The sequence below is a fragment of the Mesorhizobium sp. 2RAF45 genome (assembly GCF_052115225.1).
GTDB lineage: Bacteria > Pseudomonadota > Alphaproteobacteria > Rhizobiales > Rhizobiaceae > Mesorhizobium > Mesorhizobium jarvisii.
In genome coordinates this window covers 21,854-48,796 of sequence record NZ_JBFRGG010000011.1, presented here as the reverse complement: position 1 = coordinate 48,796, position 26,943 = coordinate 21,854, and the positions used below count along the sequence as shown (strand labels likewise).

Here is a 26,943-nt window from a genome sequence, read left to right as displayed (position 1 = left end):
GATGGTTCAACCTTATTCGGCAGCAACAAGTCCGGCCATCTCGCGGTTCTTCATCAGCTTGTAGATGATCGAATCCATCAGCGCCTGGAACGAGGCGTCGATGATGTTTTCGGAAACCCCGACCGTCCACCAGCGCGCACCAGTGCCGTCATGCGATTCGATCAGGACGCGAGTGATGGCCTCGGTGCCGCCATTGAGGATACGCACCTTGAAGTCGGCGAGCTCGAGGTCGACGATCTCGCTCTGGTACTTGCCGAGATCCTTGCGCAGCGCGATGTCAAGCGCGTTGACCGGGCCATGCCCTTCCGCCACCGACATCTTCTCCTCGCCGTCGACAAGTACTTTCACGATCGCCTCGGACACCGTCTTCAACTGACCATTGGCGTCGAAGCGGCGCTCGACCATGCAGCGGAATGAGGTGACATTGAAGAATTCCGGCAGGCCGTGCAACATCTTGCGCGCCAGGAGCTCGAAGGATGCATCGGCGCCCTCATAGGCATAGCCCTCGGCCTCGCGCTCCTTGACGACTGATATCAGCGCGTCGAGCCGATGATCGTCCCGGGGCACCTCGATGCCGCGCCGCTTCAGCTCGGCGAGGAAATTGGCCTTGCCGCCCTGGTCGGAGACCATGACGCGGCGGCGGTTGCCGACGGATTCCGGCGGCACATGCTCATAGGTCGCCGGTTCCTTGGCCAGGGCGGAGGCATGGATGCCGGCCTTGGTGGCGAAAGCCGAGGCACCGACATAGGGCGCCTGCGCTTCCGGCGCGCGGTTCAGCAATTCATCGAATGCACGCGACAGACGCGAAATCCCGGTCAGCGCTTCGGCCGAAATGCCTGATACAAAGCGATCCGCGAAGGCCGGCTTCAGCGCCAGCGTCGGCACGATCGAGATCAGATTGGCGTTGCCGCAGCGCTCGCCTATGCCATTCAGCGTGCCCTGGATCTGGCGCACACCGGCCTCGACCGCGGCCAGCGAATTGGCGACCGCCTGGCCCGTGTCGTCATGGGCGTGGATGCCCAGATGATCACCGGGAATGCCTGATGCGATGACCTTGGCGACGATGGTACGCACTTCCGAAGGCTGCGTGCCGCCATTGGTGTCGCACAACACCACCCAGCGTGCGCCGGCATCGTAGGCCGTCCTGGCGCAGGCCAACGCATAGTCCGGATTGGCCTTGAAGCCGTCGAAGAAGTGCTCGCAATCGACCATCGCCTCCTTGCCCGAAGCCACAGCGGTTTCGACCGAAGTCTTGATCGACTCCAGATTCTCCTCGTTGGTGCAGCCGAGCGCTACGCGGACATGATAGTCCCAGCTCTTGGCGACGAAGCAGATGGCGTCGGATTTCGATTGCACAAGCGCTGCAAGGCCGGGGTCGTTGGATGCCGACACCCCTGCCCGCCTGGTCATGCCGAAGGCAACGAATTTGGCGCTTGCCGTGCGTTTCTGCTGAAAGAACGCCGTGTCGGTCGGATTGGCGCCAGGATAGCCGCCCTCGACATAGTCCATGCCGAAATCGTCGAGCAGTTTTGCAATCGCGATCTTGTCCTCGACGGAAAAGTCGATGCCCGGCGTCTGCTGGCCATCGCGCAATGTGGTGTCGAAGAGATAGAGACGCTCGCGGGTCATGGTCATTTGCCTGCAAATTTGTCCGTCGCGCGGATCAGCCGATCGAGGATGCCCGGCTCCGAATAGGCATGGCCGGCGCCCTCGATCAGGTGGAAGTCGGCCTTCGGCCAGACCTTGTGCAGCGCCCAGGCATAACGCGCCGGACACGGCATGTCGTAACGGCCATGGACGATGGTGCCGGGGATATCCTTGAGCTTCCAGGCATCGCGCAGCAGCTGCCCCTCGTCGAGCCAGCCGGCATGGACGAAATAATGGTTCTCGATGCGGGCGAAGGCGATGGCATAGTCGTCCTCGCCAAACTTGTCGCTGGTTTCCGGCTCGGGCAGCAGCGTGATGGTTTCGCCTTCCCACAGGCTCCACGCGCGGGCTGCTTCCAGCTGCGCCTTGCGGTCCGAGCCGACCAGCCGCTTGCGGTAGGCGGCCATCATGTCGCCGCGCTCAGCCTCGGGGATCGGCGCCACGAAACGCTCCCACTTGTCGGGAAACATCTCGGAGACGCCGAACTGATAGTACCATTCGAGCTCGGCGCGGGTCAGCGTGTAAATGCCGCGCACCACGAGTTCGCTGACACGATCGGGATGCGTCTCGGCATAGGCGAGCGCCAGCGTCGAGCCCCAGGAGCCGCCGAACACCAGCCATGTGTCGAAGCCGGCCATTTCGCGCAGTCGCTCGATGTCGGCGACGAGATGCCATGTGGTGTTGGCCTCCAGCGAGGCGTTCGGCGTCGACTTTCCGCAGCCGCGCTGATCGAACAGGATGACGTCGTAGAGTTTTGGGTCGAACAGCCGCCGGTGTTTGGGCGAGATGGTGCCGCCAGGTCCGCCATGCAGGAACACGGCCGGTTTGGCGCCCTTGGTGCCGGAACGCTCCCAATAGACCTCATGGCCATCGCCGACATCGAGCATGCCGCTGTCGAACGGTTCGATCTCCGGGTAGAGGGTGCGCAAGCTCATAGTTTCAGGCCCTGTTGCGGCCAGTTGGCCGTTTCGTGATCGGGATGCTGGAAGGAGATGATCTGCTCCTGCCTTGCGTAAAAGTCGGGATCGTCATGAACCGGCGCCTCGAAGATTTTTTCCACCCAGGGCAGCCGGGACGCGTAATTGACCTGAATTTGCGGCGCCAGGTCCGAGCGGTCGTCGAAGGCGCCGATGGCGATCTCCAGCCCGCCGGGCTGGCGGTAGGTCAGCGGCGTGCCGCAACGGGCGCAGAAGCCGCGATCGATGTTGACCGAAGACTGGAAATAGCTCGGTTCCTCATGGGTCCATTCGATACCGTCCCTGGGCGCCGTCACCAGCGCGCCGAAGAACGAGCCGAACTGTTTCTGGCACATGCGGCAATGGCAGATGGACGGGCGCCCAAGCGCCCCCTTGACGCGGAAGCGCACGGCGCCGCACTGGCAACCGCCGGTTCGGACAGTCTCGGTCATGGTCTTTCCTCCGGCGGCCATTGGTCGGTGTCGTGATCGGGATGCTGATAGGACACAAGCTCGGCGAGATAGGGAGCCGAACCCATGTCCGCCATCGTATCCTCGCCCGGCAGTTGCGGGATCGAATCCACATAAGGCAGTTTTGCCTCGGTGCCCCACTGGATGGTCGGCGCGATGTCAGCCGGATCGTCGAAGGCGGCGATCGCCAGCGCCATGCCGTCGGGCGCCTCGAAGGTCAGCGGCGTGCCGCATTCGGCGCAGAAGCCGCGCCAGGCAGCATTGGAGGAACGAAAGCGCTTGGGCTCGCCGCGCGTCCAGTCAACCCTGGCGCCGCGCACCGAGACCAACGGCAGGTAGAAATTGCCGCTCGCCTTCTGGCACATGCGGCAGTGGCAGATCGAGGCGTCGCCAAGCGTGCCTTCGACGCGGAAGCGCACCGCGCCGCATTGGCAGCCGCCTGTGTAGACCGGCCGGTTGTCAAGGCTCATGGCTCACTCCGGCTCATGGCAGACGGCCTCGACATTGTTGCCGTCGGGGTCGAAGACGAAGGCGCCATAATAGTTCGGATGATAGTGCGGGCGCAGGCCCGGCGCGCCATTGTCCTTGCCGCCGGCTGCCAGGGCCGCGGCATAGAAGGCATCGACCTCGGCGCGACTGCGCGCGGTGAAGGCAACGTGTTGATGGGCCTTTTGACCACCCTTGCCTTCCTGCAGCCAGAACACGGGCCGATCACGGCCATAGCCACCGACCTTGGCACCGCCGGTGTATTCCAGCGGCACCATATAGAGCAGCGAAGCGCCAAGCGGCGCCATCGCCTTGTCGAAGAAAGCCTTCGAAGCCTCGAAGTCGGCAACATCGATGCCGAGATGGTCGATCATGGAAATGCCTCCCTTGCTGGCTCACGTGCTGGCACTTCGGCACCGACCAAACCGGCCTCGATCACGATGTGCTGGCAGACATTGTCGATATCGCGAATGACGTCGTCGTTCCAGAAACGCAGGATGGTCCAGCCGCTGGCCTTCAGATAGACGCTTCGCGCCTCGTCGTACTGGAGATGTTCCGCGTCAGCATGCTGGCTGCCATCGACCTCGACAATGAGGCGATGAGCCGAACACGCAAAGTCCACGATATAGGGCCCAATCGGCACTTGCCGCCGAAAGCTCATCTCCATCAGCCGGTGAGCACGTAACTCGTTCCAGAGTTTCAACTCTGCATCGGTCATGACGCGACGCATGGATTTGGCGTTTCTTCGCTGACGGGATGGAACGAGGTCGTGCCCCATCAAACACTCCTTCGCCGGCAACTAGCGAAATCGGCCACGAGGGCTGATCTCCCCCCTTGCGGGGGAGATGCCCGGCAGGGCAGAGGGGGGTGCTGTCCCGCCGGCCTGTCAGCTTGCGACCGCTGCCTTCTCAAGAAGTGATTGGAATAAGGGGGGACAAACGGAAACCTTGGCGTTCCTTCACACCCCCCTCTGTCCTGCCGGACATCTCCCCCGCAAGGGGGGAGATCGGCTGTCACCGGCGCCTCCGCCAAACTTGCAAAGGTGCTTGGCGCTACCCTCACCGCTTGACCTCCCAAGTCGTCACACGTTCGCCGGTGGCCGGATCCTTGCCGTCCTTCAACTGTACACCCTGCGCCAAAAGCTCGTCGCGGATGCGGTCGGCTTCGGCCCAGTTCTTCGCCGCGATAAAGGCGAGGCGATCGGCGATCGCCTTGGCAACCTTGTCCTCATCCACCTTTGCCGAGGCAACATCGAAGCCGAGGAACAGCAGTGACGCCTTCAGCGCGGCGGCGGCTTCGTTGCCTTCCGCGGCCTCGCTGGCCAACTGCGTCAGCACCTGGAAGGCGGCATAGGTGGCGAGATCGTCCGACAAGGCACTGATGACCTCCACCGGCAACTGCCCGGCCGCAGGCACCAGATCCGCGGCGCGTTTCCATTTGCGCAGCGTGTTCTCCGCCTCCTCCAGCTTGCGCACGGAGAAGTCGATCGGCTCGCGGTAGTGCGTCATCAGCATCGCCAGCCGCAGCACCTCGCCCGACCAGCTGCGGCCGCCGAAGGTCTCTGTCTCCAGCAGTTCGTGGATCGAGTAGAAATTGCCGAGGCTCTTCGACATCTTCTGCCCCTCGACCTGCAGGAAGCCGTTGTGCATCCAGACATTGGCCATGACTGACGTGCCGTGGGCGCAGCGCGACTGGGCGATTTCGTTCTCATGATGCGGGAAGATGAGATCGAGGCCGCCGCCATGGATGTCGAACACCTCGCCGAGATAAGCCGCCGACATCGCCGAGCATTCGATGTGCCAGCCGGGCCGACCCCTGCCCCATGGGCTCTGCCAGCCCGGCTCTTCCGGTGAGGACAGCTTCCACAGCACGAAATCGCCGGGGTTCTTCTTGTGCGCATCGACGGCGACGCGGGCGCCGGCCTGCTGTTCGTCGAGATTGCGCTTCGACAGTTGGCCGTAGTCCGGCATCGACGCCGTGTCGAACAGAACTTCACCTGCCGCGACATAGGCATGGCCGCGTTTGATCAGGCTTTGAATCAAGGTGATCATGTCGGCCTTGCCATCGGCGCGGGGCTCGACGAATTCGGTGGCGCGCGGTTCGACCGTTGGCTCCAGGCAGCCAAGCGTGGCGACATCCCTGTGGAACTGGTCGGCGGTCTTTTCGGTCACCCGCCGGATGGCTTCGTTGAGCGACAGCTTTCCGGCCGATATCTCGCTGCCGAAATCGCGCAGTGCACGCGCGTTGATCTTGTCGTCGACGTCGGTGATGTTGCGCACATAGGTGACATGCGCCTCGCCATAGAGATAGCGCAGCAGGCGAAACAGCACGTCGAAGACGATGACCGGCCTGGCATTGCCGATATGGGCGAAGTCGTAGACGGTCGGGCCGCAGACATACATGCGCACGTTGAGCGCATCGATCGGAACGAAATTCTCTTTCGTTCGCGTCAGCGTGTTGTAGAGGCGCAGGCCCTGCGATGCGTCGGACATTCCATGCCTTCCCGGTTCAGAACTTTTTATCTGGATGGAGCCAGTCCCGCGCCGAGGCGCAAATCAGACTCCAGCCTGCTGGCCGGGGCGTTTGTCCAATCTGGGGAAAGATGAGGCGAAAACGTCCGGACCAGCGCGAGGCTAGCCAATAATGCAAATGCCACAAATGGCGAAAGACGTTTTCATGGGCGGCTTTATCGCCTTGGTCAGTGTTGCCGTCAAGCCGCTGCTTCCAAGAAAAACGCCGTAAAGATTGGCAAACGCGTCGCCCGATCACGCGGAATCAGGCAGTGAAACATTTTATTAAACATGTCGGCACAGTCATGAAACATTCGCCGGCTAGATCACCAAACGTCACGATTTGGTCGGATTCAACGGTCAAACGCGAACACGAAAACGTTACCTGGGAAGAGAAACATGCCTCGAAGCAAGCAGGAAGCCAACCGCGCCAAGCAACCGGCGCTGGCCAGCCACTATCGCGCCATCGGCCCGGCCGCGATCGTCGCCGCCCTTCTTCATACCGCGAAGAAAAAGAAGCCGGCGCCGAAGATCGTATCACCCCGCGCTGCCTGAAGGAGTGTGCGGCCGGCGCCAAAGGCGCCGGGCATGAGGCGCTCACATACGCCTCGAAATAGCGGTATCCCTTAGAACAACGTCATCTGACTGTCGTCCGCGCCAGGCTTCTGGCGCCTGGTCTTCTCGGGCTCCGGCCCGACCTCGCCCCTCTGCTGAATCTCCGGGCCGGTGTTGGCGACCTTGTTGACGAGGTCGGAGACAGGGATAGCCTCGAAGAAATCGGGCTGCGCCGGCCGCAGCAGGTCGGCAACATCGCGMGGCTCCAACGTGCGGCAATCCAGCCAGCGGGCGAAATCCCCGGGATCGATCACCACCGGCATCCGGTCGTGGATATGAGCGATGTCGGCATTGGCATTGACCGTCAGGATGGCGCCGGTGTCCATTTCCGAGCCCCCAGGCTCGGCATAGGTCTCGATCAGGCCGGCAAAGGCGACCAGGCCGCCATGCCTGGGCCGGATCCAGTAGGGTTGCCCCTTCTTGCCCCCGCTCTGCCGCCATTCGTAGAAGCCAGACGCCGGCACCAGCGCGCGGCGATGACGCATGGCGGCCTTGAACGAGGCCTTTTCGATTGCGCCTTCCGAGCGCGCGTTGAACAGCAGCGGAAACTCCCTTGTGTCCTTGACCCAGGTGGGAATGAGGCCCCAGCGCACCAGCATCGGTTGCCGATCCGGCAAATTGGAGCCCGGTGCACGCGGCGCGCCGGCGGTCGCCATCAGCACGGGTTGCGTCGGCGCGATGTTGTAGCGCGCCGGGAAATCCTCCAGCTCGGCCAGGCCGAGAAAGGCGGCGGTCTGATTCGGTGTGGCGGCCAAGGCAAAACGTCCGCACATGATCGATTGCTCCTGCCTTCGAATGGTTCCAGAAAGTGGCGATGGAACAGCCGCACTGCAACCGCTAAAGCTGTCCGGCGCTGACCCGTCCACAGCGGGCTGCGGCGGTCGAACGGTTGGGAAGCCATGAGCGATACACGAAAGATACTGCCGGCGGTCTCGGTAGCCGTGGTGCGTGGCGACACCGTGCTCTTGGTCAAGCGGGCGCGGCAACCTTCGCAGGGTCTCTATGCCTTTCCCGGCGGCAAGGCCGAGGCCGGCGAGACGCTGGAGGATGCCGCCAAGCGCGAGTTGCACGAAGAGACCGGTTTGCGTGCCACCGGTTTTCGCCCGCTTCGGGTAATTCATATCGACGGCAGGGACGATTCTCACCCGGTCGATTACCGCCTCACGGTCTTCGGCGCCGCCTATGCCGGCGGCGAGGCCGTGGCGAGCGACGATGCCGAGACAGCAGCCTTCTACACACTCCGCGAGATGGCGGCGCTGCCGCTTGCCGGCTCGGTGTTCGCGGTGGCGGAAGATCTGCTTGGCCGACTTGCTGGTTCCCCCTGAAAGCCGCTGAATTCCCCAACCGCCGGGCCGGAAACGCCTTGCAGGCGACAAATTGTTTGGTCACATAGACTTATGAGCCGTGCTCGTTTTCTTGTCGCTTTATGCCTTGCCGTCAGTACGGCCGTGGCCGTGCGGCCGGCGTTCAGCGTCGAGTCGCCGTTCGAGCCGGGGCTGATGCGGTTGGCGGAGGTGCTGGGGTCGCTGCATTTCCTGCGCAATCTGTGCGGCGAGAAGGGCGACCAGTGGCGTGGCGAAATGGAAAAACTGCTCGAATCGGAAAATCCGGATCCGGAGCGTCGCGCCCGCTTCATCGCCAGCTTCAATCGCGGCTATCGTTCCTTCGGCGGCACCTATACGCAGTGCACCGCTTCAGCCACGGAAGCCATTAGCCGTTACATGAAGGAAGGCGAGACGCTGTCGCGCGATATCGCCTCGCGCTATGGCAATTAGGCGTCCATCAACAGATATCCGAGCCGTCGCCGGTCCTATCAGACAAATCTGGCTTGTAGCGGTCTGTGTCTTGGTGCAATCCTGATGTTGCACTTCTGCAACAGCGTTAATCAAACGTTACCGCAAGAATGCGAAATTAACTCAAACTGAAGGTTTTCACCCCGCAGGCAGGCCTAATCGGCTAAGTTTGATCCGGGTTGAAACGCAGCTTCGCCAAACACAGCCGTCTGCTGTAAAGACGATCAAAAAAATGTCGTATTTACAGATACTTACTTAGGGCTGCGTGTAAACGGAACAGATCAAGCCTGATCCGCACTGATGGATCGCAGCTTGAAAGGGTGGACATCGCTATGGAACATGGTGTCAACGACATCGATGCGCTGGTCAGGGAAGAAAAACGCCTGACGGCGGTGGAAAGCCACAGCGAAGCCTGGGCCGAGGGCCTTTCGGCCGGCATCGAGCCCGAGATCATTGCCGAGGCGGCGCTTGAGACCGCGTTCGGTGAAATGCTGCGCGCCAACGGCGAGACATCGGCCCTTGCCCTGCTCGACCGCATGCGTGAAAAGGTGATTGCTGGCGCCTTCGAACCCGAGCGGCTGCGGCACTGAACCGACATCCGGTTCTTTGACGATCGAGTGCCGTTTGGGCATCATGCCCGGGAGCCAAGGAGATACGGGCAGTGAATTTTCCGATGTCAGGCGGGCCAAAGGGCTTGGTCCTCTACATCCGTCTCGCCGCTTGCTGTGCCGCGATTGCCTTTGTGACGTGCCTGGCAAGCAGCCCGGCCTATGCGCTGAGCGAGATCCAACGCGAAGACCTTCCCTCACCTGTCACCCCGTCAGCGGATGATGACGTCTCGTCGCCCGGCGGCGCGATTCCCATGCCCGACCCGGTGGGAACGCCGCCTTCGACCGGCCAGCAGCCTGCCGCTCCGGACGCGGCAGAGCCCGACAGTCCAGCGGATGGCGGCAGCAACAGGCCGCGTGTCGATCCCGAGGCGCCCTTGCCTGAAGTCGTATACGACCTTGGCAAGCTGCCCGAGCCCGTGCGGCGCATGCATGATCTGATCATCGAGGCCTGCAAGAGCGGCGACATCGAAAAGCTCCGGCCCCTGATCGGCAAGGGCGACAGCATGACCCAGCTGTCACTGGCCGACATCGACGGCGACGCCATTGCCTTCCTCAAAGGGCTGTCCGGCGACCCTGACGGCCAGGAGATCCTGGCCATACTGGAGGAAGTGCTCAGCGCCGGCTATGTCCATGTCGACGCCGGAACAGCGCAGGAACTCTATGTCTGGCCGTATTTCTTCGCGCTGCCGCTGGACAAGCTCGACGCCAAGCAGCGGGTCGAGCTGTTCAAGATCGTCACCGCCGGCGATTTCGACGACATGAAGCAGTTCGGCGCTTATATCTTCTATCGCGTCGGCATCACGCCTGCCGGGCAATGGACATTTTTCGTCGCCGGGGACTGAGCGGCTTGCTCCTGCTTGTAGGGGATAGGGAAGCTCAGACGACAAGGGCCTCGGAAAACTCCACCGCCCTGCCCTGGCCCGGTGTGACGATTTCGCCTTCCCACATAACGCGGCGGCCGCGAATGACGGTGCCGACCGGCCAGCCGGTGACTTCCTTGCCGTCATAGGGCGTCCAGCCCGCCTTGGAGCCGGCCTGCGCATTGGTGATGGTCTCGCGCCGCTTCATATCGACAACCGTGAAGTCGGCGTCGTAGCCGGCGGCGATGCGGCCTTTTCTGGCCATGCCGAAAATGCGCTGCGGGCCGTGGCTGGACAGGTCGACGAACCGCTGCAAGGTCAGCCGGCCCGCGTTGACGTGGTCGAGCATGATCGGCACCAGCGTCTGCACGCCGGTCATGCCCGAGGGCGAGGCTGGATAGGGTTTTGCCTTTTCGGCCAGCGTGTGCGGTGCGTGGTCGGAGCCGAGCACGTCGACGATGCCTTGCGCGATGCCGTGCCAGACGCCATCGCGGTGGCGGGAGTCACGCACGGGTGGGTTCATCTGGATCAGTGTGCCGAGCCTGAGATAGTCGTCGGCGCTGAGCGTCAGATGATGCGGCGTCGCCTCGCAGGTCGCGACGTCCTTGTGCTGTTCGAGGAACAAGATCTCTTCGGCGGTAGAGATGTGCAGGACATGGATGCGGGCGCGAACGTCGCGCGCGATGCGCACCAGCCGTTCGGTGCAACGCAAGGCGGCGGTCTCGTCGCGCCAGACCGGATGCGATGACGGGTCGCCCTCGATGCGTTCGCCAAGGCGCTCGCGCAGCCGGAACTCGTCCTCCGAATGAAAGGCGGCACGGCGGCGAGTGTTCCGCAGGATCGAGGCGACGCCTTCGTCGTCCTCGACCAGCAGGTCGCCGGTGGACGAACCCATGAAAACCTTTATTCCCGCGGCGCCCGGCAGCCGCTCGAGCTCGCCGACATCCCTGGCGTTGTCGCGGGTACCGCCGACCCAGAACGCGAAATCGCAATGCATACGGTGGCTGCCTCGCCGAACCTTGTCGGCCAGCGTTGCCTCGCTGGTGGTCAACGGGTTGGTGTTGGGCATCTCGAACACGGCGGTGACGCCGCCAAGCACCGCCGCCCGCGAGCCGGTTTCCAGATCTTCCTTGTGCTCCAGTCCCGGCTCGCGAAAATGCACCTGACTGTCGATGACGCCCGGCAGGATGTGCAGGCCGCGACAGTCGATCGTCTCGCCGGCCGAGGCCTGGCGGAGATCGCCTATTGCGGCGATGCGTCCGTTCTTCACGCCAACGTCACGTGCCCCCTCGCCATCATGGTTGACCACTGTGCCGCCTGTCAGGATGAGGTCGTAGGTCATGGCCATGCTCTCTTGCGGGGGGAGTGTCAGCGGCTTACGTAATGGCCAACCGTTTTGCAAGATCAGGCTTTTATCCTCCCCATGCCCTTTGCCCTGCTGAAAGACCGCGCGCTCATCTCCGTCTCCGGCCAGGATGCCGAGCACTTTCTGCAAAACATCCTGACCACCGATCTCGATACGCTCGGCGCCGGCGAAGCAAAGCCGGGCGCGCTGTTGACGCCGCAAGGCAAGATCCTGTTCGACTTCCTGATCTCGCGTGCCGGCGAAAACGCCTTCCGGCTGGAATGCCGAGCCGACATTGCAGATGATTTCGTGCGCCGGCTCATACTCTACAAGCTTCGCGCCAAGGTCGAGATTGCCAAGTCGGAACAGTCGCTTGTCGCTGTTGCGTGGGGAAAAGAGTCAATCGCCTCAGAAAATGATTCAACCGCGTTTGCCGACAGGCGCTTTGCCAGGGAAAGCGTCACACGCACCTATGCCGGCATTGCGGATGCCGGCGAAATCGCCGCATGGAAGGCCTTCCGCATCGCCCACGGCATCGCGGAGAGCGGTGCCGACTATGCGTTGGGCGACGCCTTCCCGCATGACGTGCTTCTCGACGAGACCGGCGGCGTCGGCTTCAGGAAGGGCTGCTATGTCGGCCAGGAAGTGGTCTCGCGCATGCAGCATCGCGGCACCGCCAGGCGACGTGTGCTGATCGTGCAGGCTGGGCTTGCCCTGCCCGCCTCCGGCACCGAACTCACCGTCGAGGGCCGGCCGGTCGGCACGCTCGGCTCGACCGCCGGCGACATCGGGCTTGCCATTGCCCGCATCGACAGGGTCAAGGCGGCGCTGGACGCTGGCCAGCCGATCCTGGCCGGCGATGTTCCGGTGAGGCTCGCCATTCCCGCCTGGGCCAAATTCAGTTTTCCGCAGGAAACCGTCAGCGCGGAGGAAGCCTGATGGCGGCGGACCGCACCGGTGCGCCGCCGCGCGCCTGGCAGCGCATGCTGTCCGGCCGTCGGCTCGACCTGCTCGACCCCTCGCCGCTCGACATCGAGATTTCCGACATTGCCCATGGGCTCGCCCGCGTCGCCCGCTGGAACGGCCAGACCAGCGGCGAGCATGCGTTTTCGGTCGCCCAGCATTCGCTGCTGGTAGAAGCCCTGTTCAATCATCTGGTGCCTCAGGCTTCTGCCACCGACCGGCTCGCCGCGCTGCTGCACGATGCGCCTGAATATGTCATCGGCGACATGATCTCGCCGTTCAAGTCGGTGATGGGCGGCAGCTACAAGGACTGCGAATTGCGCCTGCAGCGCGCCATCCATCAGCGCTTTTCGCTGCCTCCCGAACCGGCCGCGGCACTGCGCAGGGACATCAAACGCGCCGACCAGATCGCCGCCTATTTCGAGGCAACGCTGCTGGCCGGCTTCTCGACCGCCGAGGCGACCGAATTCTTCGGCCGTCCGCGCGGTTTCTCCGCCGAGCGCTTCGATTTCACACCACGCTCGGTGACCTGGGCGCAAGATGCCTTCCTGAGGCGGTTTTCGGCGCTTGAGAAGTCGCGGCATCCAGTTGCAACGTCGGCGGTAGGGTAGAGAACGCTAAATTAACCGGAAACGGCAACAGTGTGGTGTTCGATCACGCACCGCAGGCGCGCCTCATGCCCGTCGTGGACGTCAAGGATGGTTCGATCGTCCCGAAACGGGCGCCCGAAGGCGTGGAGCGCTCTCGCCGCATGGAAGACGAGCTGCGCGAACAGAACGAACGCTTTTCTGCCGCTGTCGAGAACATGTCGCACGGGCTGTGCATGTTCGATGCCGACGAACGCATGATCATCTGCAACGGCAACTACCTCAACATCTTCTGCCTCGACGCCAAGCTGGTACGACCAGGCATCCGCTTCATCGACATTCTGCGCCACAGCGTCGACATCGGCATCGCCTCGCAAAGCGCCGACGAGCTCTATGCCATCCGCAAACCCTACATCGACCAGGCGAAACCCTCGACCTACGAAGAGACGCTGTCGGACGGTCGCATCATAAACATCTCGCACCGCCCGCTGGCCGTGGGCGGTTGGGTCTCGATCTACGAGGACATCACCGAACAGCGGCGCGCCGAGCAGGACCTCAAGGAGCAGCATCGCCGTTTCGACGCGGCACTCGCCAACATGTCGCAAGGCCTGCTGATGTACGACGCCGACGGCAGGATGATCGTACGCAACCGGCGTTTTCTGGAGCTCTACAACGTCACCGCGGGGGACTTTCCGCTCGGGACGACGCATCGCGACGCGCTCGAAAAACTGCTGGAACTCGGCATCTACCAGAAGATCGACGTCGACAGCGAAGTCGCCAAGACCGAGGCCTGCCTGGCGGCGGCAAAAATGCACTCGGCCTATCGTTATCTAACCGACGGCAGGACGGTCCTGGTCACGCGCCAGCCGATGAGCGGCGGCGGCTGGGTGGTGACCTTCGACGACGTCACCGAACGTCGACGCACCGAAGAGCGCATGATCCATCTTGCGCATCACGACACGCTGACCGGACTGCCCAACCGCTCGATGTTTCGCGAGCGGCTCGACCAGGCGCTGGAGGATGCGGCGGCACCGCCGTTGGCGATCTTCTCGCTCGATCTCGACCGCTTCAAGGCGATCAACGACACCTGGGGACATCCCGCCGGCGACTGGCTCTTGAAAAGCGTCGCCGAAAGGCTGCAGCGTTGCCTGCGCAATGAGACTGACGTCGTCGCCCGCTTCGGCGGCGACGAGTTCGTCGTCATGCAGTTCAACTCAAGGGGCGTCGCCGATGCTGAAAAACTGGCGAAGCGCATCGCCGAGGCCATCGCAAAACCGTTTCGCGACAAGAGCCGGGATATGCACATCGGCATCAGCCTGGGTATCGCTGTTTTCCCTGAAGATGGCAGGGACGCCGACACGCTGCTGAAAAACGCCGATACGGCGCTCTATCGGGCCAAGAGCGAAGGGAGAAACCTCTATCGCTTTTTCGAGCCCGCGATGGACGCCATAGTGCAGGCCCGGCGGGCTCTCGAGGTCGACCTCGAGGCCGCACAGCCGCGTCAGGAGTTCGATCTCGATTTCCAGCCCATCATGAACATCGCCTCCGGCGAGATCATCGGCGCGGAGGCCTTGATGCGCTGGCATTCCCCGGCGCGCGGCACCGTCGCGCCGGACGCGTTCATTCCCGTCGCCGAAGAGACCGGCCTGATCGTGCCGCTCGGCGAATGGGCGCTGAGGAAGGCCTGCGCGGCGGCGGCCAGCTGGCCGCCCGGCTTGCGCATCGCGGTCAATGTCTCGGCCGTGCAGCTCAAAAGCGGCGGGTTTGCCCGCAGTGTCATCTCGGCGTTGGCCTTTTCAGGTGTGCTGGCCGGACAGCTGGAGCTGGAAATCACAGAAACCGTACTGATGGACGAGAGCAAAACCGTGCTGAAGACGCTGCGCCAATTGCGCGATCTCGGCATCCGCATCGCGCTGGATGATTTCGGCACCGGCTATTCCTCGCTCGGTTATCTCAGGCGTTTCCCGGTCGACAAGATCAAGATCGACCGCTCCTTCATCCGCGACATGAGCAATCGCGACACGGCGGCGATCGTCCGCACCATTATCGGGCTCGGCAACGAGCTTGGCATTGTCGTCACCGCCGAGGGCGTCGAGACCGAGGCGCAGCTCGACATGCTGCGCGACAATGGCTGTGAAGAGGCGCAAGGCTATCTGATCGGTATCCCCTCGAAGGCGGCGGACATCCAGCGTCTGTTGAAGGCGCGTGCGCTACGCAGCCAGACCGGCTGATAGCGTAGGCGCAAGGTCAGCTCAGCGTTTCCACGTATTTCTCGTGGAAGCTGACATAGCCCGGCTCGACCACCTTCAGATGCCGCTCGATCAGCGCGTGAAACTGCGGCAATTGGTGAAACGGCACGCCCGGATAGGCATGATGCTCGGCATGGAACGGCATGTTCCAGGCCAGCTTGCGCACCACCCAGTTGGTCAGCGTGGTTCGCGTATTCTCCAGCATGTTGGCCACGAACGGACAGCGGCCGTGCTCGGCGAGCAGATAGAGGCGCAGAAAGGGCTGCCCCAGCAGAGCCGGAATGATCCAGACATAGAGAAGCACGGAGAGACGGAAATAGACGGCGAACAGAAGAACGACGGCGTAAAAGGCAATCGTGGCGCGCGCTTCGGCCCGCACCTTGGGTCGGCCTTTCGGCGGCACATAGCTTTCCTGGCTGCCGCCAACCGCATTGGCGTAGAGCGTCTTGAGATGGCCCCACCACAGCGGGATGCCGGAAACATGCACGAGGTACTGCCGCAGCGTTTCCGGCTTGGGAAAGGCGAGCTCCGGATCGTTTTCAGGGTCCTGCGTGAAGCGGTGATGGGCGAAATGGAAATAACGGAACCAGTCGGCCGGCAGCGCCAGCGCCAGGCTGCACACCCGCGCCACGGCATCGTTCAGCCACTGCGTGTCGAAGGCCGTGCGATGAACCGTCTCGTGCAGCAGCGTGAACAGGAAGACGATCAGGATGCCTTGCGGCAGCATCAGCAGCGGCCAGAATGGCACTTTCGCGGCGATCAGCGATCCAATGATCACTATCGCTCCCCAATGGGCGCCGAGCTGAACGAGACCCACAGCATTGGACTTGGCGGTCAGGCGACTACGCTCCTCCGGGGTAAGTGACGCGATGATGTCGCGATGGTCCATCGATTTCGATCCAGGCTGGCGATTTGATAAGACCTACTCTAGTTGGTGAAAAAGCTTTCCAAAAACGACGATTCCTGCGATTTGGATAAGTTCATCTTATCTATCTGGCGATCATGGTCACATCTCCATCGCTCAAAGGACTTCAGGCCTTCGAGGCCGCGGCGCGTACGGGCAGTTTTGCTGCGGCGGCGGAAGAGCTTTCGGTCTCGGCGGCCGCCGTTAGCCAGCTTATCCGCACCGTCGAGGAACAGATGGGGCGCAAGCTGTTTCATCGGGTCAACCGCAAGGTTGTGCTCACCGAGGCCGGCGTGGAGATGCTGCCTCGGTTGACCATGGCCTTCCACGAAATCGGCAGTGTCTCGCGCGAATTGGGCGGCGATGCCTTCCGCCCGCGCCTGGTGGTGTCGGTGCCGCCTTCCATGGCGATGGGCTGGCTTTCGCAGCGTCTGTCGGGCTTCGTCGCAAGCCACGGCGCCGCCGACATCTCGCTGCGCGGCGACGACGACCCGGTGCCGTTCGACCGCGAACTGATTGACATCAGGCTCTCCTACGGTCCGCATTATCGCGAGCACCCGACCGAGGACATCACCCGGGACGCCGTCTATCCGGTCTGCGCACCGAGGCTTGCCAGCGCGATCAAGGCGGACGCCGGTCCGCTCGCCGGGCTGTCGCTGATCCACACCGACTGGGGACCAACCGGCGCCTCGTTTCCGTCCTGGCGCAACTGGTTCGAGGCTGAAGGTGTCCAACCTGGCCGGGCGGCGCAGCGGGGCCTGTCGGCCAACTCGTCGCGCGCCGCCCTCGACCTCGCCATTTCGGGGCTGGGCGTGGCACTGGCGCAAGGGGTCTATTGTGCCGAGGCGGTGGAGGACGGCAGGCTGGTTCGGCCCGCCGCCAGGGCGATCGCACTGCGCCAGCCCTATTGCCTGACCATTCCCGAGCGCAGCGCCAGGCGCGATGTCGTGGCGGCATTCCGCGATTGGCTGATCGAGGAATGCCGTCGCGCCGTGGGCTCGCCGGCGCTGCATTGACCCGTCGGGCTCGCGTGGTCACAGGTGCCCGCTCAAGGCCGCCACCATTTCCTTGCTCGTCGCCACCGGAATGATCTCGAACTCGACCAGATCGGCCCATTCGATCACCCAGCGTTGCAGCAGCGTGACGTCGTCCGTCTCCACCAGCAGGAAGCAGCGGCTCATGTCCGCGGCGATCCAGCTGTGGTGAACGACAAGCTCCTCCGGCTTCAGGCGGCCCCGATCGCGGAAACGGCGGTAGATATCCTTGCGGTCGCAGCCGGTGAAATCCTCGATCACGATGAACTGCATGTTTTCCCCTTGGTGGACTTGTTACCGCCCCGGCCGGTCGAGCCGCTCCAGGAACCACTGCGTCAGCCGCACCCAGACCTCGTCCTTTTCGCCGGAATCCTCCCAGCCATGGTCGAGATTGGGGTTGTCGTTGACCTCGATGACGAAGACGCCGTCCTTGGTCTCCTTGAGGTCGACGCCATAGAGGCCGTCGCCGATGCAGCGCGCCGCCTTGACCGCCGTCTCGACGACATGGGCCGGCGTCTCCTTCAGCGTGAAGGTCTTGATGCCACCTTGGTCGGGCTTGCCATTGGCCTTGTGGTTGACGATCTGCCAGTGCTTCTTGGCCATCAGATAGTGCACGGCAAACAGCGGCTGGCCGCCGAGCACGCCGACGCGCCAGTCATATTCGGTCGGAATGAATTTCTGCGCGATGAGGAGGTCGGAATCCTCCAGCCACTCGGTCGCAAGCCGTGTCAGTTCCTCAAGATTCTCGCATTTCTTGACGCCGCGCGAGAAGGACGAATCCGGGATCTTCAGCACGAGCGGGAAGCCCAGCGTCTGCGCGGCCACTTCGAAGTCGGAGGTGCCGGCGATCATCACGGTCGGCGGCACCGGTACCTTGTTGTAGGCCATCAGCTCGTTAAGATAGACCTTGTTGGTGCAGCGGATCATCGACAGCGGATCGTCGATGACGGGCATGCCTTCCTGCTGCGCGCGGCGGGCGAAACGATAGGTGTGGTTGGAGATCGAAGTGGTCTCGCGGATGAACAGCGCATCGTAGTTCGCGAGCTTGGCAAGATCCTTCCTGGTGATAGGCTCGATTTCGACGCCCATCTTTTCGGCGATCTTGGCCCAGTAGCGCAGCGACGAGATTTCCGACGGCGGCAGTTCCTCGTGCGGATCGACCAGCGTGGCGAAGGTGTAGCGCGCCGGCGTGCGCCCCTTGGTGTCGCGCCATTCACGGTTGGTGTAGGTCTCCAGGCACTGGATGAAGCTTTTTTCCTCGTCCTCGGTCATACGCGCCAACGGATGGAAGCCGATCTTGCGGATCGAAGCCCATTCGGCGCTGTCCTTGATGTGAACCTCGAGCGCCGGCGCCCGGAACCAGTCGAACAACAGCTTGGCGAAGCGGTCCCAGACTTTCGACGGGCCGATGCCGAAAAAGATGCACACCTTGGCTGGAAAGGCGCCGCCGAGATCCTTGCGGCATTTGTTGAGCGCCAGTTCCAGTTCCGGCAGCGCATGTTCGTAGAGCTTGCGTTCGGACAGGTCGATCATCGTCTCAACGGTCGGAATGACCTTGTGGCCGCGCGAACTCGCCAGCAGCGAGGCATAGTAGCCGCGGCTCTGGTAGCCGTAATTGTTGGACAGGTTGATGACCTTCGGCCGCTGGCCGCGGAACAGCGACGGATGCGCGAGATAGTCGCGATTGGTGATGATCTTATGCGGTGTCGCCACCTGGTCGAGATCGCTCTGCCGGCCGGTAAGGATGACCCAGGTCATTGTGTGTCGCGCTTCCCCAGAGTGATGGCGGCACGCAGTCCGTCGCGGCCGAACTGCGCCATGTTCATGAAGATGCCGTAGGGCACGGGAATGTTGGCGGCATCAAGGATGGTTTCCTGCCTTTCGTCCTCGACCCAGGGATCGTGGATAAGAATATGATCGCCATCGTCGCCGATGGCCAGCACCCAGTGCGGCACCTTCTTGCCAAACATCAGGAAACCGCTGATCAGCACCAGCACCAGTTTTCCCTCTGATATCGCGGTTCTGATGTCATCGATGGTGAAGGAGCGGTAATTCACCGGGATGCCGTAAAGTTCCGCGCGGCGGCGAAAGTCGACCTGGGCCAGTTCCATCACGCGGCGCTTGTCCTCGCTGCGCACCGATTGCAGAAACAGCGCGCCGTAGAAGGAAACAAAGATCTCCGCCGCGAGCCCGCTTTCATAACCCGAGACAGCCAGGCCGAATGGTTCGCAGCCGCCCGGCCCCGACATCATGAAGACGGTCGTGGCCTCGCGCCAGAGGCGGATTTCCATCACCGGATCGGGCACGAAGTCGCGGTCGAAATTGGCCATGGCCATCATCAGGCAGCATGGGCCGCAGGTGAACTCGCAGGTCTGCTGGTAGAACGGCACCCTTGTGGCGACCGGAAGGTCGCCGCGCAGGGTTTTCTCATAACGAAGCGCGGTCGCGCCGTCCTCGTAATAGCCAGGCTCGCGGCCAATCTTGCGGTAGCCGGCCCGCTCGTAGATGCGGATGGCGCGGTCGTTGTCCTCGCGCACTTCGAGACGCAGCATCATGCGATCGTGCCCGAAGGCCGCCTCCTCCGCCGCAGTCAAAAGCTGGCGCCCGATGCCAAGCGCGCCGAAAAATGGACCGACGGCTATGGAATAGAGCCGCGCCACCCCACTGCCCTTGCGGAACAGCACGATCGCGTAGCCGGCGACGCGGCCGTCGAGCTCGGCGACCAGCGTCTCAGCGGTCTCGCGCTCGATGAAAAGGCGAAAGGAGCGACGGGAAATGCGATCGCTCGAAAAAACGGCTTTCTCGATGGCGGCGAGATCATCGACGTCAGACGCGCGGGCCGTACGGATCTCGGCAGGCATGCGACTTGAAAAAACCTCGATTGCGTTGCGGAAACGGCCCCGATCAAAAGCGTCGCAAACACCGGCCGAAGCGCCAGTATTCATCAAGCGCTATCGCTCCTTGATTAGGGCCGAATTGTGACAGTTTCGGCGGTGGCAAGGAAGCTCGCGGGCTTTGAGCAGGATCCCTGTTTGATAGGCCACCGGCTGCGAACAATTGCGGCCAACTCAGCTTGCGAGACCCGCCAGAAGCTGGCCATAGGCATTCTTGGCCACGACTGCCAATTGCTCGCGCGGCAGCGAGCCGACGACGGCGCAGCCATAGCCCTTGTCCAGCCAGTAGACGGCCTGCGGGCCGTCCTGCGCCGAAGCATAGGTGCCCTTGGCATTCTCCACCGATTCCGCGGTGACGAAGAGGGATATGCGCTCGCCCTTGTCGTCCTCGTAGAGCAGCATCGCGGCCTTGCTGTCGCCGGCCGGCAGCAAGCGGCCGCCAACCAGTTGGAAGCCGTTCGCGGTCAGGTCCGGCGCCACGAGCTTCAGCCCGACCCGGTTGGACAGCCAGGTCTGCAAATGATCCTTGTCGCTGGCCGGCACTTCCACGGCATGCCGCTTCTCGGCGGCGTAGATGACATGGGCGGCAATCGCCTGTTCGGCGAGCCGATCTTCCGCCGGGTCCTCCTGTCCGATGCCGTCCATGCCGGCAAAGTAGCCGCCAAATCCACCCGTGGCCAAAAGCACCGCCGCGGCAGCGGCAAGCCACCAGCGCGAGCGCGGCACCGCAGTCTTAACCGGCGCTTCGCCGAGCACCACCTTGCGCAAGCGCGCGGGAACAGGTTCATCCAGCACGCCGGCAAAGGCCGAGCGCAACGCCTCCCGGTCGGCTGTGAAGCGGGCGCTCCTGGCCTTCATCTCGGGGTTGGCGTCCAGCCAGGCATCATAGGCGGCGCGCTCGTCGGCCGGCAGTTCGCCGTCGAGCGCCATATGGATGTCACGTTCTGAAAAATCGCGGCGGATCATTTCTCGACGATCCTTATCGCGCGGCGACGCGCCGTGTCATCCAGCAAGCCGCGCAGCTCCTCACGCCCGCGCGCAATGCGCGACATCAGCGTGCCGGCGGGCACGCCCAGCATGTTGGCGGCCTCGGCATAGGAGAAGCCTTCGATGGCGACCATGACAAGAGCCGCACGGCGATCGGGGCTTATTGCCTGCAGCGCGTTGAAGATCTCACGCGAGGCGATGCCGTCCAACTGCTCTGCCGGCTGGGCCACCGCCTCGCCCGCTTCCAGGGGCAGCATCGCCGCTTCGCCGCGACGGTTCACCTTGCGCATCTGGTCGATGAACAAATGATGCATGATCGTAAACAGCCACCTCCTGGGGCTTTCTCCCGTCTGCCAGTTGTCGAGCCGCACGAGTGCGCGCTCGAGGCAGTCCTGGACAAGGTCGTCGGCAGAATCCCGGTCGCGCAACAGCGAGCGTGCGTAGCGGCGCAGGCGCGGTATTTCGCCAAGGATTGCTGCCTTCTTTTCGTCCATGACCGCTGGTTCTGAAATCGCCCTTGTTGATCCCGATTCAACGCGCCTTCCCTGCGCGACGCAAGCGGCCAGCGCGAAGCGGTCCACCGCCCCGGTCACCCAAGCAATGAGACAACGCTGGCGGGAGCCGGTTTATTCCCGGCTTGATTGAACGCCTGCCGTCATTGTTCGACGACCGGTATCTCCTCCCTCGCCGCCCTGGTCAAAAGCCGCTGGTAGAACAGGCCAATGCCGATCAGCACGGCGCCGAGACCGATGAAGGACAGCGCCCTGAGTACGCCCTCCAGCTCCGACATGTCGAAGAGGAAGACCTTCAGCACGGCGATTGCGATCAACGCGGCCGAGGCAATGCGCAGCACCTGCGACTTCAGCCAGACGCCGGCGGTGAGCAGCGCCACGCCGATCACCAGCCAGAGCGCCGAATAGGTGTAGGTTTCCAACTGGCCGAGCCCGCTCCACAGGCCGATGAACTCACCCTTGAACAGCCGCCTGACCGACAGGGTGGCATAGGCAAAGGCAAGCAGCGCCGCGACCAGTGCCAGCATTGCCGAATACCATGTTGGCCGCTTGCCCCTGACATAGAGCGCCAGTCCGCCGGCGGCGACGGCCGGCAGGAGATAGGCAAGGAACAACAGGTTGAAGACCGGGATCCGGCCGGTCGATTCGTCCGTAAACAGCGGATTGAGCACCACGAAGTGCCGGATGACGATCAGGGCGACCGAAACCACGCCCGCTGCCATCGAACCATAGCGCAGCACCGAACTTGGCGAGCGCATGTCGATGGCGACCAGGATGGCGCCGGCGCCGATGGCAATCAGCGTGTAGATCGCCTGTTCGGCGAGCGTCATCGGACCCGTGTCGATGACACCGCCATGCATGGCGTGACGCACCAGCATGGCGACGGCAAGCAGCGCAAACAGCGCCGCCGCGGCTTCCATGACGAGGCGCGGCCGGCCATTGGTGGTGCGGGCGAGTTGCCAGGCGGCGAAGCCAAAGGCGAGCGCCGGGACGCCATAGCCCGGCAGCAGCCAGTTGAACACCGGTGTCGTCGACAGGAACTCGGCGCCGACGATGGTCGGATCGAAGGCGACGCGGCCAAGCACGGCGATCACCGCGCCAACCGAAATCCAGCCTAGCACCGGGTAGGAGCGCCAACGCGTGGCCAGCGCCGGCACTATGACTGCTGCACCAAGCAGAATGGTGGTCCAGCCGGAATTGAAAGCCATGTGCAGCATCAAGAGGCCGGCGATCGCCGCGCCTCCGAGGGCAAACGACACCGCTATGCCGCCCTTGAGCGGCGGCTCTTCGGCGCGCGCGATCCACTCGCCACCGGCGGCGAAAACCACGACCAGCAGTGCTGCGGCGGCGGCGTAGACAAAGTCGCGGTCGAGATTGCCGAAGGTGAACCAGAGCGCCAGCAGGATGACCAACGGCACGATGACACCCGATGCCGCCCATGAGGCGGATCGAAGCGAGGAAGATGCCGCGAATTTGCGGGCGGCCCAAAGGCCCGCGCCGATGAAGACCAGGCCGAGCGCAATGCCGATGCGCAAGGTCAGGGCATTGGACGTCGCCACGGGCAAACCATCGACACCGAGTGCGCCGGCCGAAAAGTCGGACACGATCGAGGTTGGCGGGATGATGCCGAGATAGATCATGACCGTCGCCAGTCCGGCGGCGTAAAGCAGCGGTAGCGCCAGCGGGCGATAAAGCGCGACGGCCACCATCGCCGCGAGGATCGCAGCGCCCGGCAAGGCATAGCCGGCCGCGGCGAAGGCTGGGTCGACCGACAGGCCCAGCGCCGAGAAGGCAACGAACAGGGCAGGCACGATGGACGGCCAGTCGAAGGCCCTGGCGGCGACGATTTCATCACGGCGACCGAGCCAGACAAAAGCGAGGACGGCCAGGGTGACGGCGTCGATGAACAGGATGGAGGAGAGGTTCGCAGCCGGCGCGTCGGTCATATAGAGAATGGTCCAGATGCCGGTGCCGAAAAAGGCCGCCGCCACCAGCGCTTTCCAGTCGCGCATGCGGGCGATGACGCTGGTGGCGGCGAGCACGATGGCGAGGTAGCCGAACAACGCCCAGGGGTTGGGCGCCTGGGAGGCGATCAGCATCGGCGTCACCATGGCGCCGACAAGACCGATGCCGGCCAGGGCCAGGCCATGGACCAGGGCAGCCGCGATCGTCGCCACACCGATGGCCCCAAGCAGCGTGAAGGCAAGCGCCGGGCCAATGAAGCCGTAAATGCCATGGGCGGCATAGACAGTGCCGAACAGGATGAAGGCACCGGCCGCCGTCAGGATCGCCGGAACATAGGCGCCGGCAACGCCTTGCACCGGCACCTTGAAGCCGGTGCGGCGTATGAACTCGCCGCCGGCAACCAGCACCAGCCCAAGCACCGCCGCCATGGTGAGCCGCACGCCGGGGCCGAAGATGCCAGCCTCGATTGTGTAGCGGATCAGGAACAGGCCACCCAGTGCCAGCGCGATGCCGCCGACCCAGACCGCCCAGCGCGTGCCGAGTGCCGTCTCGATATCCGGCTTGCCGGGGGCCTTGGAGGCTGCAACCGGCTCGACAGGTTCTGCTGCCTTCGGAGCCTCGCTCGTGGACCAGGGGCCGGACACAGCCTCGCCAGCCGGAGCTTCCGTTTCTGTAGCCGGCGCCTGTACGACCGGTTCACTCACCGCCGGCGAGGCAATATCGGCCGTGGCCGCGACCACCGGCGCCGCTTCGGCCTTGCCATCGGCCGCCATCTGTTCTGCCGGCTTGGCCACCGGCGGCACGGCGCCTGAAAGGACGAGACTGCGCAGCGCGCCAAGTTCGCGTTCGATCAGACCGATGCGGCTCTGCTGACGCGAAATAATGACGAACAAGGCGATGATGGCGACAAGCCCGATCAGGCTTTCAAACATGGCGGTTCCCCCAAACCAGGCCAGTTTTCACTGACGTTTCATCTCACTGACATCCAAATACGGCGGCTAAACGGCTGAAAAACTCAACGCGCCGCCAGATTGGCGGCTGGAACATGTCTCGGTACCGAAAGCCAAGAGCTTGCCGCCGAGCGACGAATCCGACCCCGATAAAGTTCGACCTCCATCATGCGGCATTGTCTCCGGCAATGGCCTTGCGCGTCGCATGATGCTTGCGCAAGGCGGCGAGAAAGCCGGCGCGGGCATCGGGCTGTTCGATACCGCGCGGCTCATAGACGTGGCGCGTGAAGAAAAACCCGGTGAGCCGGAAGGCGTCCTCGATCGCGGCTGGATCTCCGCGCAGGCCGGAGCCGCGTTGCAGAAAGGCGGGCAGCGCCAGCATCTTGTCGCGCCATGGCGCGCCAGCTTCGCGCGACACCGCGCGGCCCGACTTCGGCGAGACATAGGCCAGATCCTGCCTTGTGCCGGTGGCGGCGCATTGGCTGAGGTCGAGGCCGAAGCCAAGTTCGTCAAGGATCAGAAGTTCGAAGCGCGCCACCAGTTCGCCGGCAGCATCGGGATCGTCGAGATGGACGATCATCACGGAAAGCGCCTCGTAAAGGCCGCCATGGGCGTCACGCTCGGGCAAGAGTCGCAGATGCGCGGCCATGGTCTGCAGGCCGTAGACGGCAACGGCGCTGTCCATCAGCCTGGCAGCGTTCATCTCGATCGCCTCGGCCTGGAACGTGCCGAGATGCTCGTCAAGGCGCGCCCGCCATAAGAGATCGACGCGATTGCCGGGCTGGAGAACAGGTTGCTGCTTGCGCGAGCGACCGCCGCGCACGAGGCCGAGATGGCGGCCATGCACACGGGTCATCACCTCGAGTATGGCGCTGGTTTCGCCATGCTTGCGAGTGCCGAGAATGATTCCCTCGTCGCGCCATTCCATGCCCAGAGCTTTTCACCGATCGGGTGGCGAAATCAAGGTATGGGCTTGGCGCCTGGGCCGGCTCTCGCACCCACGCATAAAAAACCGCCCGCAGCGATACGCTGCGGGCGGCCTGGTAAGGTCAGTCGATCGGTTAGAACGAGCGCTGGAAGCGAACGATGCCGCCGACGCTGTCCTTCTTGTTGGCCTTGCTCCAGTTGCCGTAGAGGGACGGGTTGCCATAGTTGCCGTAGTGATCCCAGTCGACTTCGGTCGTGATCGTGAAGCCGGGGACGATGGTGTAAGCGACGTTCGCCGCAAGAGCGTAGTTCTTGTCGTCGTCAGCCGAAGCCTGGACGTTGAACGCGGTCTTGTCGTTGAACTTGTAGGTGCCGCCGCCCCAGACGGCCCAGTTGCCGCCCCACGGCTTGTACTGGCCACGGCCCTTGGAGAAGTCGCGGAGATTATCGTCAGTGCCATAGCCGCCCATGACGAAAAGGGTCAGTTCCTTGGTGACGTTGACATCCAAGCGAACCTTGCCGGCCACTTCCTCGTAGTTGCTGTCATAGGCGACGACACCGGTGATCGCACCCCAGTCACCCTTGTACTTCAAGCCACCGACGACATGCGGAACGTAGCTGTCGATCGTGTCGCTGATGCCCGAAGCATCGGTGCCTTCTTCGAGCGAGACGACGCCCGAGAAGCCGCTGCCGGCGTCAAAATAGTAGCTGATAAGGTTGGTGTCCTTGATACCATACGGGATGATGGTGTCCTGGATGACATTGCCGGCGTAGCCGATGAACGAGTCATACGTCGTCTCGTCCTTACCGACGCGCAGGCCGCCGAGCTGGATCCAGGCGAAGTTCAGCGTTACCGCCTTGTTAACAGCCTGCCAGTCGGTGGCGCCGCCAGTATAGTCACCAGACTTGTTGCCGAACTGGAAGCGGGTCTCGGTGAAGGTCTTCAACGTACCGAGCTCGGTTTCCTGACCGGTGTAGGTCCTCAGCGCGAAGCGCATGTTCTTGTAGTAGGTGTCGTGCCTACCGTCGCCCATGTGATCGGCAACGTTGTTGACACCATCCAGCGTGCCCGAATCGCCGACGCCGATGTCATAGCGGAGATAGCCGCCGATGCGCAGGCAGGTCTCGGTGCCGGGGATGTAGAAGTAGCCGGCGCCGTAGACGTCGCAGATCTTGACGTATTCGGCGGGTTCCGGTTCGGCGACGACGACCGCGTCGGCGGCGCGAGCGCCGGAGACCGCGATCAGGGCCGCGGCTGAGCCGAGAAGGAGGCTCTTGATGTTCATTTTCTGACCTCTCCAGTCATAGTTTAAATGGCTTCGGATTTGTGGCTGGCGGATATGTTTTCCCGCCTCACCTCCACAACGAAAAAGGCGCGCACCGCGTCCCCTTTTCGCGGCGAACATACCCATCAATCTTCCGCCTTCAATGACGGTTTTGAAAATAACGGCGATTCACGGAACAGTTTTATGCCGTGTTGCACAAATAACACTAGCTGCGGCACAATCGGAACAACGTCATAAAATAAATATATATGCCGAAAATTTCTCGGCTAACCATATTCTCGAGGCAATGTATTTTGGCACGTCCGCTGCATTCGCCAATATAACATCGACTTTTCGAAGATATCCTTATTGCTTTTCGCAGAAATGACCATGGCAATTCATCATCGTTTGAG

Annotated in this window: 27 protein-coding genes; 9 read left to right on the top strand and 18 right to left on the bottom strand. The window is 63.0% G+C overall.

Annotated elements, in window-relative coordinates:
• Window positions 1-12: 12 nt before the first annotated feature.
• The 7 genes from cimA to cysS all read right to left on the bottom strand — a co-directional run bounded on the left by cimA (window position 13) and on the right by cysS (window position 6,051).
• A complete protein-coding gene (gene cimA / locus AB4Z43_RS24175) occupies window positions 13-1,635 on the bottom strand; it encodes a citramalate synthase (RefSeq protein ID WP_441939127.1) in 1,623 nt (540 codons plus the stop codon).
• On the bottom strand, window positions 1,632-2,582 hold the full coding sequence (gene pip, locus AB4Z43_RS24170; RefSeq protein ID WP_019857228.1) for a prolyl aminopeptidase: 951 nt from the start codon (window positions 2,580-2,582) through the stop codon (window positions 1,632-1,634). The genes cimA and pip overlap by 4 nt, the downstream gene beginning before the upstream one ends.
• Window positions 2,579-3,055: a GFA family protein gene (locus AB4Z43_RS24165; protein ID WP_027046669.1), complete on the bottom strand. Its 477-nt coding sequence runs from the start codon at window positions 3,053-3,055 to the stop codon at window positions 2,579-2,581. The genes pip and AB4Z43_RS24165 overlap by 4 nt, the downstream gene beginning before the upstream one ends.
• Window positions 3,052-3,543 carry a GFA family protein gene (locus tag AB4Z43_RS24160; protein ID WP_019857226.1) on the bottom strand — a complete coding sequence of 164 codons (492 nt, stop codon included), beginning with the start codon at window positions 3,541-3,543 and terminating at the stop codon, window positions 3,052-3,054. Before AB4Z43_RS24160 ends, AB4Z43_RS24165 begins: the two co-directional genes overlap by 4 nt.
• A 3-nt stretch (window positions 3,544-3,546) precedes the next feature.
• Complete coding sequence (locus AB4Z43_RS24155) at window positions 3,547-3,933, bottom strand: VOC family protein (protein WP_441939124.1); 387 nt, start codon at window positions 3,931-3,933, stop codon at window positions 3,547-3,549.
• Window positions 3,930-4,337 (bottom strand): endonuclease domain-containing protein, encoded by a 408-nt coding sequence (locus AB4Z43_RS24150; protein WP_441939122.1) that lies wholly within the window; start codon window positions 4,335-4,337, stop codon window positions 3,930-3,932. The genes AB4Z43_RS24155 and AB4Z43_RS24150 overlap by 4 nt, the downstream gene beginning before the upstream one ends.
• A 280-nt stretch (window positions 4,338-4,617) precedes the next feature.
• Window positions 4,618-6,051 (bottom strand): cysteine--tRNA ligase, encoded by a 1,434-nt coding sequence (gene cysS / locus AB4Z43_RS24145; RefSeq protein ID WP_019857223.1) that lies wholly within the window; start codon window positions 6,049-6,051, stop codon window positions 4,618-4,620.
• Window positions 6,052-6,468: 417 nt separating this feature from the next.
• Here cysS and AB4Z43_RS24140 point away from each other — a divergent pair, with 417 nt between their 5' ends.
• The gene (locus AB4Z43_RS24140; protein ID WP_019857222.1) at window positions 6,469-6,624 is read left to right on the top strand and encodes a hypothetical protein; all 156 of its coding nucleotides are present in this window, start codon (window positions 6,469-6,471) and stop codon (window positions 6,622-6,624) included.
• Window positions 6,625-6,695: 71 nt separating this feature from the next.
• Here AB4Z43_RS24140 and AB4Z43_RS24135 read toward each other — a convergent pair whose 3' ends face one another.
• Complete coding sequence (locus tag AB4Z43_RS24135) at window positions 6,696-7,457, bottom strand: SOS response-associated peptidase (protein WP_038645664.1); 762 nt, start codon at window positions 7,455-7,457, stop codon at window positions 6,696-6,698.
• A gap of 126 nt (window positions 7,458-7,583) precedes the next feature.
• Here AB4Z43_RS24135 and AB4Z43_RS24130 point away from each other — a divergent pair, with 126 nt between their 5' ends.
• The 4 genes from AB4Z43_RS24130 to AB4Z43_RS24115 all read left to right on the top strand — a co-directional run bounded on the left by AB4Z43_RS24130 (window position 7,584) and on the right by AB4Z43_RS24115 (window position 9,930).
• Window positions 7,584-8,009 (top strand): NUDIX hydrolase, encoded by a 426-nt coding sequence (locus tag AB4Z43_RS24130; protein ID WP_019857220.1) that lies wholly within the window; start codon window positions 7,584-7,586, stop codon window positions 8,007-8,009.
• 72 nt (window positions 8,010-8,081) lie between these two features.
• Window positions 8,082-8,459 carry a TIGR02301 family protein gene (locus AB4Z43_RS24125; RefSeq protein WP_019857219.1) on the top strand — a complete coding sequence of 126 codons (378 nt, stop codon included), beginning with the start codon at window positions 8,082-8,084 and terminating at the stop codon, window positions 8,457-8,459.
• 350 nt (window positions 8,460-8,809) lie between these two features.
• Entirely contained in the window at window positions 8,810-9,067 is a 258-nt protein-coding gene (locus AB4Z43_RS24120; protein ID WP_008874920.1) for a hypothetical protein, read from the top strand.
• 71 nt (window positions 9,068-9,138) lie between these two features.
• Complete coding sequence (locus tag AB4Z43_RS24115; RefSeq protein WP_019857218.1) at window positions 9,139-9,930, top strand: hypothetical protein; 792 nt, start codon at window positions 9,139-9,141, stop codon at window positions 9,928-9,930.
• 34 nt (window positions 9,931-9,964) lie between these two features.
• On the opposite strand, the gene AB4Z43_RS24110 is transcribed toward AB4Z43_RS24115, so the two are convergent.
• Window positions 9,965-11,296 carry a dihydroorotase gene (locus AB4Z43_RS24110; protein WP_027046667.1) on the bottom strand — a complete coding sequence of 444 codons (1,332 nt, stop codon included), beginning with the start codon at window positions 11,294-11,296 and terminating at the stop codon, window positions 9,965-9,967.
• A gap of 75 nt (window positions 11,297-11,371) precedes the next feature.
• Between AB4Z43_RS24110 and ygfZ the strand changes: the two genes are divergently transcribed.
• From ygfZ to AB4Z43_RS24095, 3 genes are all read left to right on the top strand, one after another.
• Entirely contained in the window at window positions 11,372-12,232 is an 861-nt protein-coding gene (gene ygfZ / locus AB4Z43_RS24105; RefSeq protein ID WP_038645660.1) for a CAF17-like 4Fe-4S cluster assembly/insertion protein YgfZ, read from the top strand.
• On the top strand, window positions 12,232-12,867 hold the full coding sequence (locus AB4Z43_RS24100; protein WP_019857215.1) for an HD family hydrolase: 636 nt from the start codon (window positions 12,232-12,234) through the stop codon (window positions 12,865-12,867). The genes ygfZ and AB4Z43_RS24100 overlap by 1 nt, the downstream gene beginning before the upstream one ends.
• A 65-nt stretch (window positions 12,868-12,932) precedes the next feature.
• The gene (locus AB4Z43_RS24095; RefSeq protein WP_441939116.1) at window positions 12,933-15,074 is read left to right on the top strand and encodes a putative bifunctional diguanylate cyclase/phosphodiesterase; all 2,142 of its coding nucleotides are present in this window, start codon (window positions 12,933-12,935) and stop codon (window positions 15,072-15,074) included.
• Between the two features lie 16 nt (window positions 15,075-15,090).
• Here the strand turns inward: AB4Z43_RS24095 and AB4Z43_RS24090 are convergent, their stop codons facing one another.
• The gene (locus tag AB4Z43_RS24090; RefSeq protein WP_441939114.1) at window positions 15,091-15,981 is read right to left on the bottom strand and encodes a fatty acid desaturase family protein; all 891 of its coding nucleotides are present in this window, start codon (window positions 15,979-15,981) and stop codon (window positions 15,091-15,093) included.
• Window positions 15,982-16,094: 113 nt separating this feature from the next.
• Between AB4Z43_RS24090 and AB4Z43_RS24085 the strand changes: the two genes are divergently transcribed.
• Window positions 16,095-17,012: a LysR substrate-binding domain-containing protein gene (locus tag AB4Z43_RS24085; protein WP_441939112.1), complete on the top strand. Its 918-nt coding sequence runs from the start codon at window positions 16,095-16,097 to the stop codon at window positions 17,010-17,012.
• A gap of 18 nt (window positions 17,013-17,030) precedes the next feature.
• Here AB4Z43_RS24085 and AB4Z43_RS24080 read toward each other — a convergent pair whose 3' ends face one another.
• The 8 genes from AB4Z43_RS24080 to AB4Z43_RS24045 all read right to left on the bottom strand — a co-directional run bounded on the left by AB4Z43_RS24080 (window position 17,031) and on the right by AB4Z43_RS24045 (window position 26,551).
• Window positions 17,031-17,303 (bottom strand): DUF3303 domain-containing protein, encoded by a 273-nt coding sequence (locus tag AB4Z43_RS24080; protein ID WP_019857211.1) that lies wholly within the window; start codon window positions 17,301-17,303, stop codon window positions 17,031-17,033.
• A gap of 21 nt (window positions 17,304-17,324) precedes the next feature.
• A complete protein-coding gene (locus tag AB4Z43_RS24075; protein WP_069091775.1) occupies window positions 17,325-18,788 on the bottom strand; it encodes a RimK family protein in 1,464 nt (487 codons plus the stop codon).
• Window positions 18,785-19,891: a peptidase C39 family protein gene (locus tag AB4Z43_RS24070; RefSeq protein WP_038645656.1), complete on the bottom strand. Its 1,107-nt coding sequence runs from the start codon at window positions 19,889-19,891 to the stop codon at window positions 18,785-18,787. Before AB4Z43_RS24070 ends, AB4Z43_RS24075 begins: the two co-directional genes overlap by 4 nt.
• Before the next feature lie 207 nt (window positions 19,892-20,098).
• Window positions 20,099-20,890 (bottom strand): anti-sigma factor family protein, encoded by a 792-nt coding sequence (locus AB4Z43_RS24065; RefSeq protein WP_038645654.1) that lies wholly within the window; start codon window positions 20,888-20,890, stop codon window positions 20,099-20,101.
• Window positions 20,887-21,405 carry an RNA polymerase sigma factor gene (locus tag AB4Z43_RS24060; RefSeq protein WP_027046662.1) on the bottom strand — a complete coding sequence of 173 codons (519 nt, stop codon included), beginning with the start codon at window positions 21,403-21,405 and terminating at the stop codon, window positions 20,887-20,889. Before AB4Z43_RS24060 ends, AB4Z43_RS24065 begins: the two co-directional genes overlap by 4 nt.
• Before the next feature lie 161 nt (window positions 21,406-21,566).
• On the bottom strand, window positions 21,567-24,320 hold the full coding sequence (locus tag AB4Z43_RS24055; RefSeq protein WP_441939109.1) for a DUF2339 domain-containing protein: 2,754 nt from the start codon (window positions 24,318-24,320) through the stop codon (window positions 21,567-21,569).
• A gap of 184 nt (window positions 24,321-24,504) precedes the next feature.
• Complete coding sequence (recO, locus tag AB4Z43_RS24050) at window positions 24,505-25,266, bottom strand: DNA repair protein RecO (protein WP_019857205.1); 762 nt, start codon at window positions 25,264-25,266, stop codon at window positions 24,505-24,507.
• A 133-nt stretch (window positions 25,267-25,399) separates the two neighbouring features.
• Window positions 25,400-26,551, bottom strand: coding sequence for a porin (locus tag AB4Z43_RS24045; RefSeq protein WP_019857204.1), 1,152 nt, complete (start codon window positions 26,549-26,551; stop codon window positions 25,400-25,402).
• Window positions 26,552-26,943: the final 392 nt, after the last annotated feature.

Coding starts and splice junctions, on each gene's coding strand:
- AB4Z43_RS24085 (WP_441939112.1), top strand. CDS start 16,095: ATGGTCACATCTCCATCGCTCAAAGGACTTCAGGCCTTCGAGGCCGCG.
- cimA (WP_441939127.1), bottom strand. CDS start 1,635: ATGACCATGACCCGCGAGCGTCTCTATCTCTTCGACACCACATTGCGC.
- AB4Z43_RS24155 (WP_441939124.1), bottom strand. CDS start 3,933: ATGATCGACCATCTCGGCATCGATGTTGCCGACTTCGAGGCTTCGAAG.
- AB4Z43_RS24140 (WP_019857222.1), top strand. CDS start 6,469: ATGCCTCGAAGCAAGCAGGAAGCCAACCGCGCCAAGCAACCGGCGCTG.
- AB4Z43_RS24075 (WP_069091775.1), bottom strand. CDS start 18,788: ATGACCTGGGTCATCCTTACCGGCCGGCAGAGCGATCTCGACCAGGTG.
- AB4Z43_RS24120 (WP_008874920.1), top strand. CDS start 8,810: ATGGAACATGGTGTCAACGACATCGATGCGCTGGTCAGGGAAGAAAAA.
- AB4Z43_RS24055 (WP_441939109.1), bottom strand. CDS start 24,320: ATGTTTGAAAGCCTGATCGGGCTTGTCGCCATCATCGCCTTGTTCGTC.
- AB4Z43_RS24150 (WP_441939122.1), bottom strand. CDS start 4,337: ATGGGGCACGACCTCGTTCCATCCCGTCAGCGAAGAAACGCCAAATCC.
- recO (WP_019857205.1), bottom strand. CDS start 25,266: ATGGAATGGCGCGACGAGGGAATCATTCTCGGCACTCGCAAGCATGGC.
- AB4Z43_RS24110 (WP_027046667.1), bottom strand. CDS start 11,296: ATGGCCATGACCTACGACCTCATCCTGACAGGCGGCACAGTGGTCAAC.
- cysS (WP_019857223.1), bottom strand. CDS start 6,051: ATGTCCGACGCATCGCAGGGCCTGCGCCTCTACAACACGCTGACGCGA.
- AB4Z43_RS24160 (WP_019857226.1), bottom strand. CDS start 3,543: ATGAGCCTTGACAACCGGCCGGTCTACACAGGCGGCTGCCAATGCGGC.
- AB4Z43_RS24045 (WP_019857204.1), bottom strand. CDS start 26,551: ATGAACATCAAGAGCCTCCTTCTCGGCTCAGCCGCGGCCCTGATCGCG.
- AB4Z43_RS24165 (WP_027046669.1), bottom strand. CDS start 3,055: ATGACCGAGACTGTCCGAACCGGCGGTTGCCAGTGCGGCGCCGTGCGC.
- AB4Z43_RS24070 (WP_038645656.1), bottom strand. CDS start 19,891: ATGCCTGCCGAGATCCGTACGGCCCGCGCGTCTGACGTCGATGATCTC.
- AB4Z43_RS24130 (WP_019857220.1), top strand. CDS start 7,584: ATGAGCGATACACGAAAGATACTGCCGGCGGTCTCGGTAGCCGTGGTG.
- AB4Z43_RS24065 (WP_038645654.1), bottom strand. CDS start 20,890: ATGATCCGCCGCGATTTTTCAGAACGTGACATCCATATGGCGCTCGAC.
- ygfZ (WP_038645660.1), top strand. CDS start 11,372: ATGCCCTTTGCCCTGCTGAAAGACCGCGCGCTCATCTCCGTCTCCGGC.
- AB4Z43_RS24080 (WP_019857211.1), bottom strand. CDS start 17,303: ATGCAGTTCATCGTGATCGAGGATTTCACCGGCTGCGACCGCAAGGAT.
- AB4Z43_RS24090 (WP_441939114.1), bottom strand. CDS start 15,981: ATGGACCATCGCGACATCATCGCGTCACTTACCCCGGAGGAGCGTAGT.
- AB4Z43_RS24125 (WP_019857219.1), top strand. CDS start 8,082: ATGAGCCGTGCTCGTTTTCTTGTCGCTTTATGCCTTGCCGTCAGTACG.
- AB4Z43_RS24060 (WP_027046662.1), bottom strand. CDS start 21,405: ATGGACGAAAAGAAGGCAGCAATCCTTGGCGAAATACCGCGCCTGCGC.
- pip (WP_019857228.1), bottom strand. CDS start 2,582: ATGAGCTTGCGCACCCTCTACCCGGAGATCGAACCGTTCGACAGCGGC.
- AB4Z43_RS24100 (WP_019857215.1), top strand. CDS start 12,232: ATGGCGGCGGACCGCACCGGTGCGCCGCCGCGCGCCTGGCAGCGCATG.
- AB4Z43_RS24095 (WP_441939116.1), top strand. CDS start 12,933: ATGCCCGTCGTGGACGTCAAGGATGGTTCGATCGTCCCGAAACGGGCG.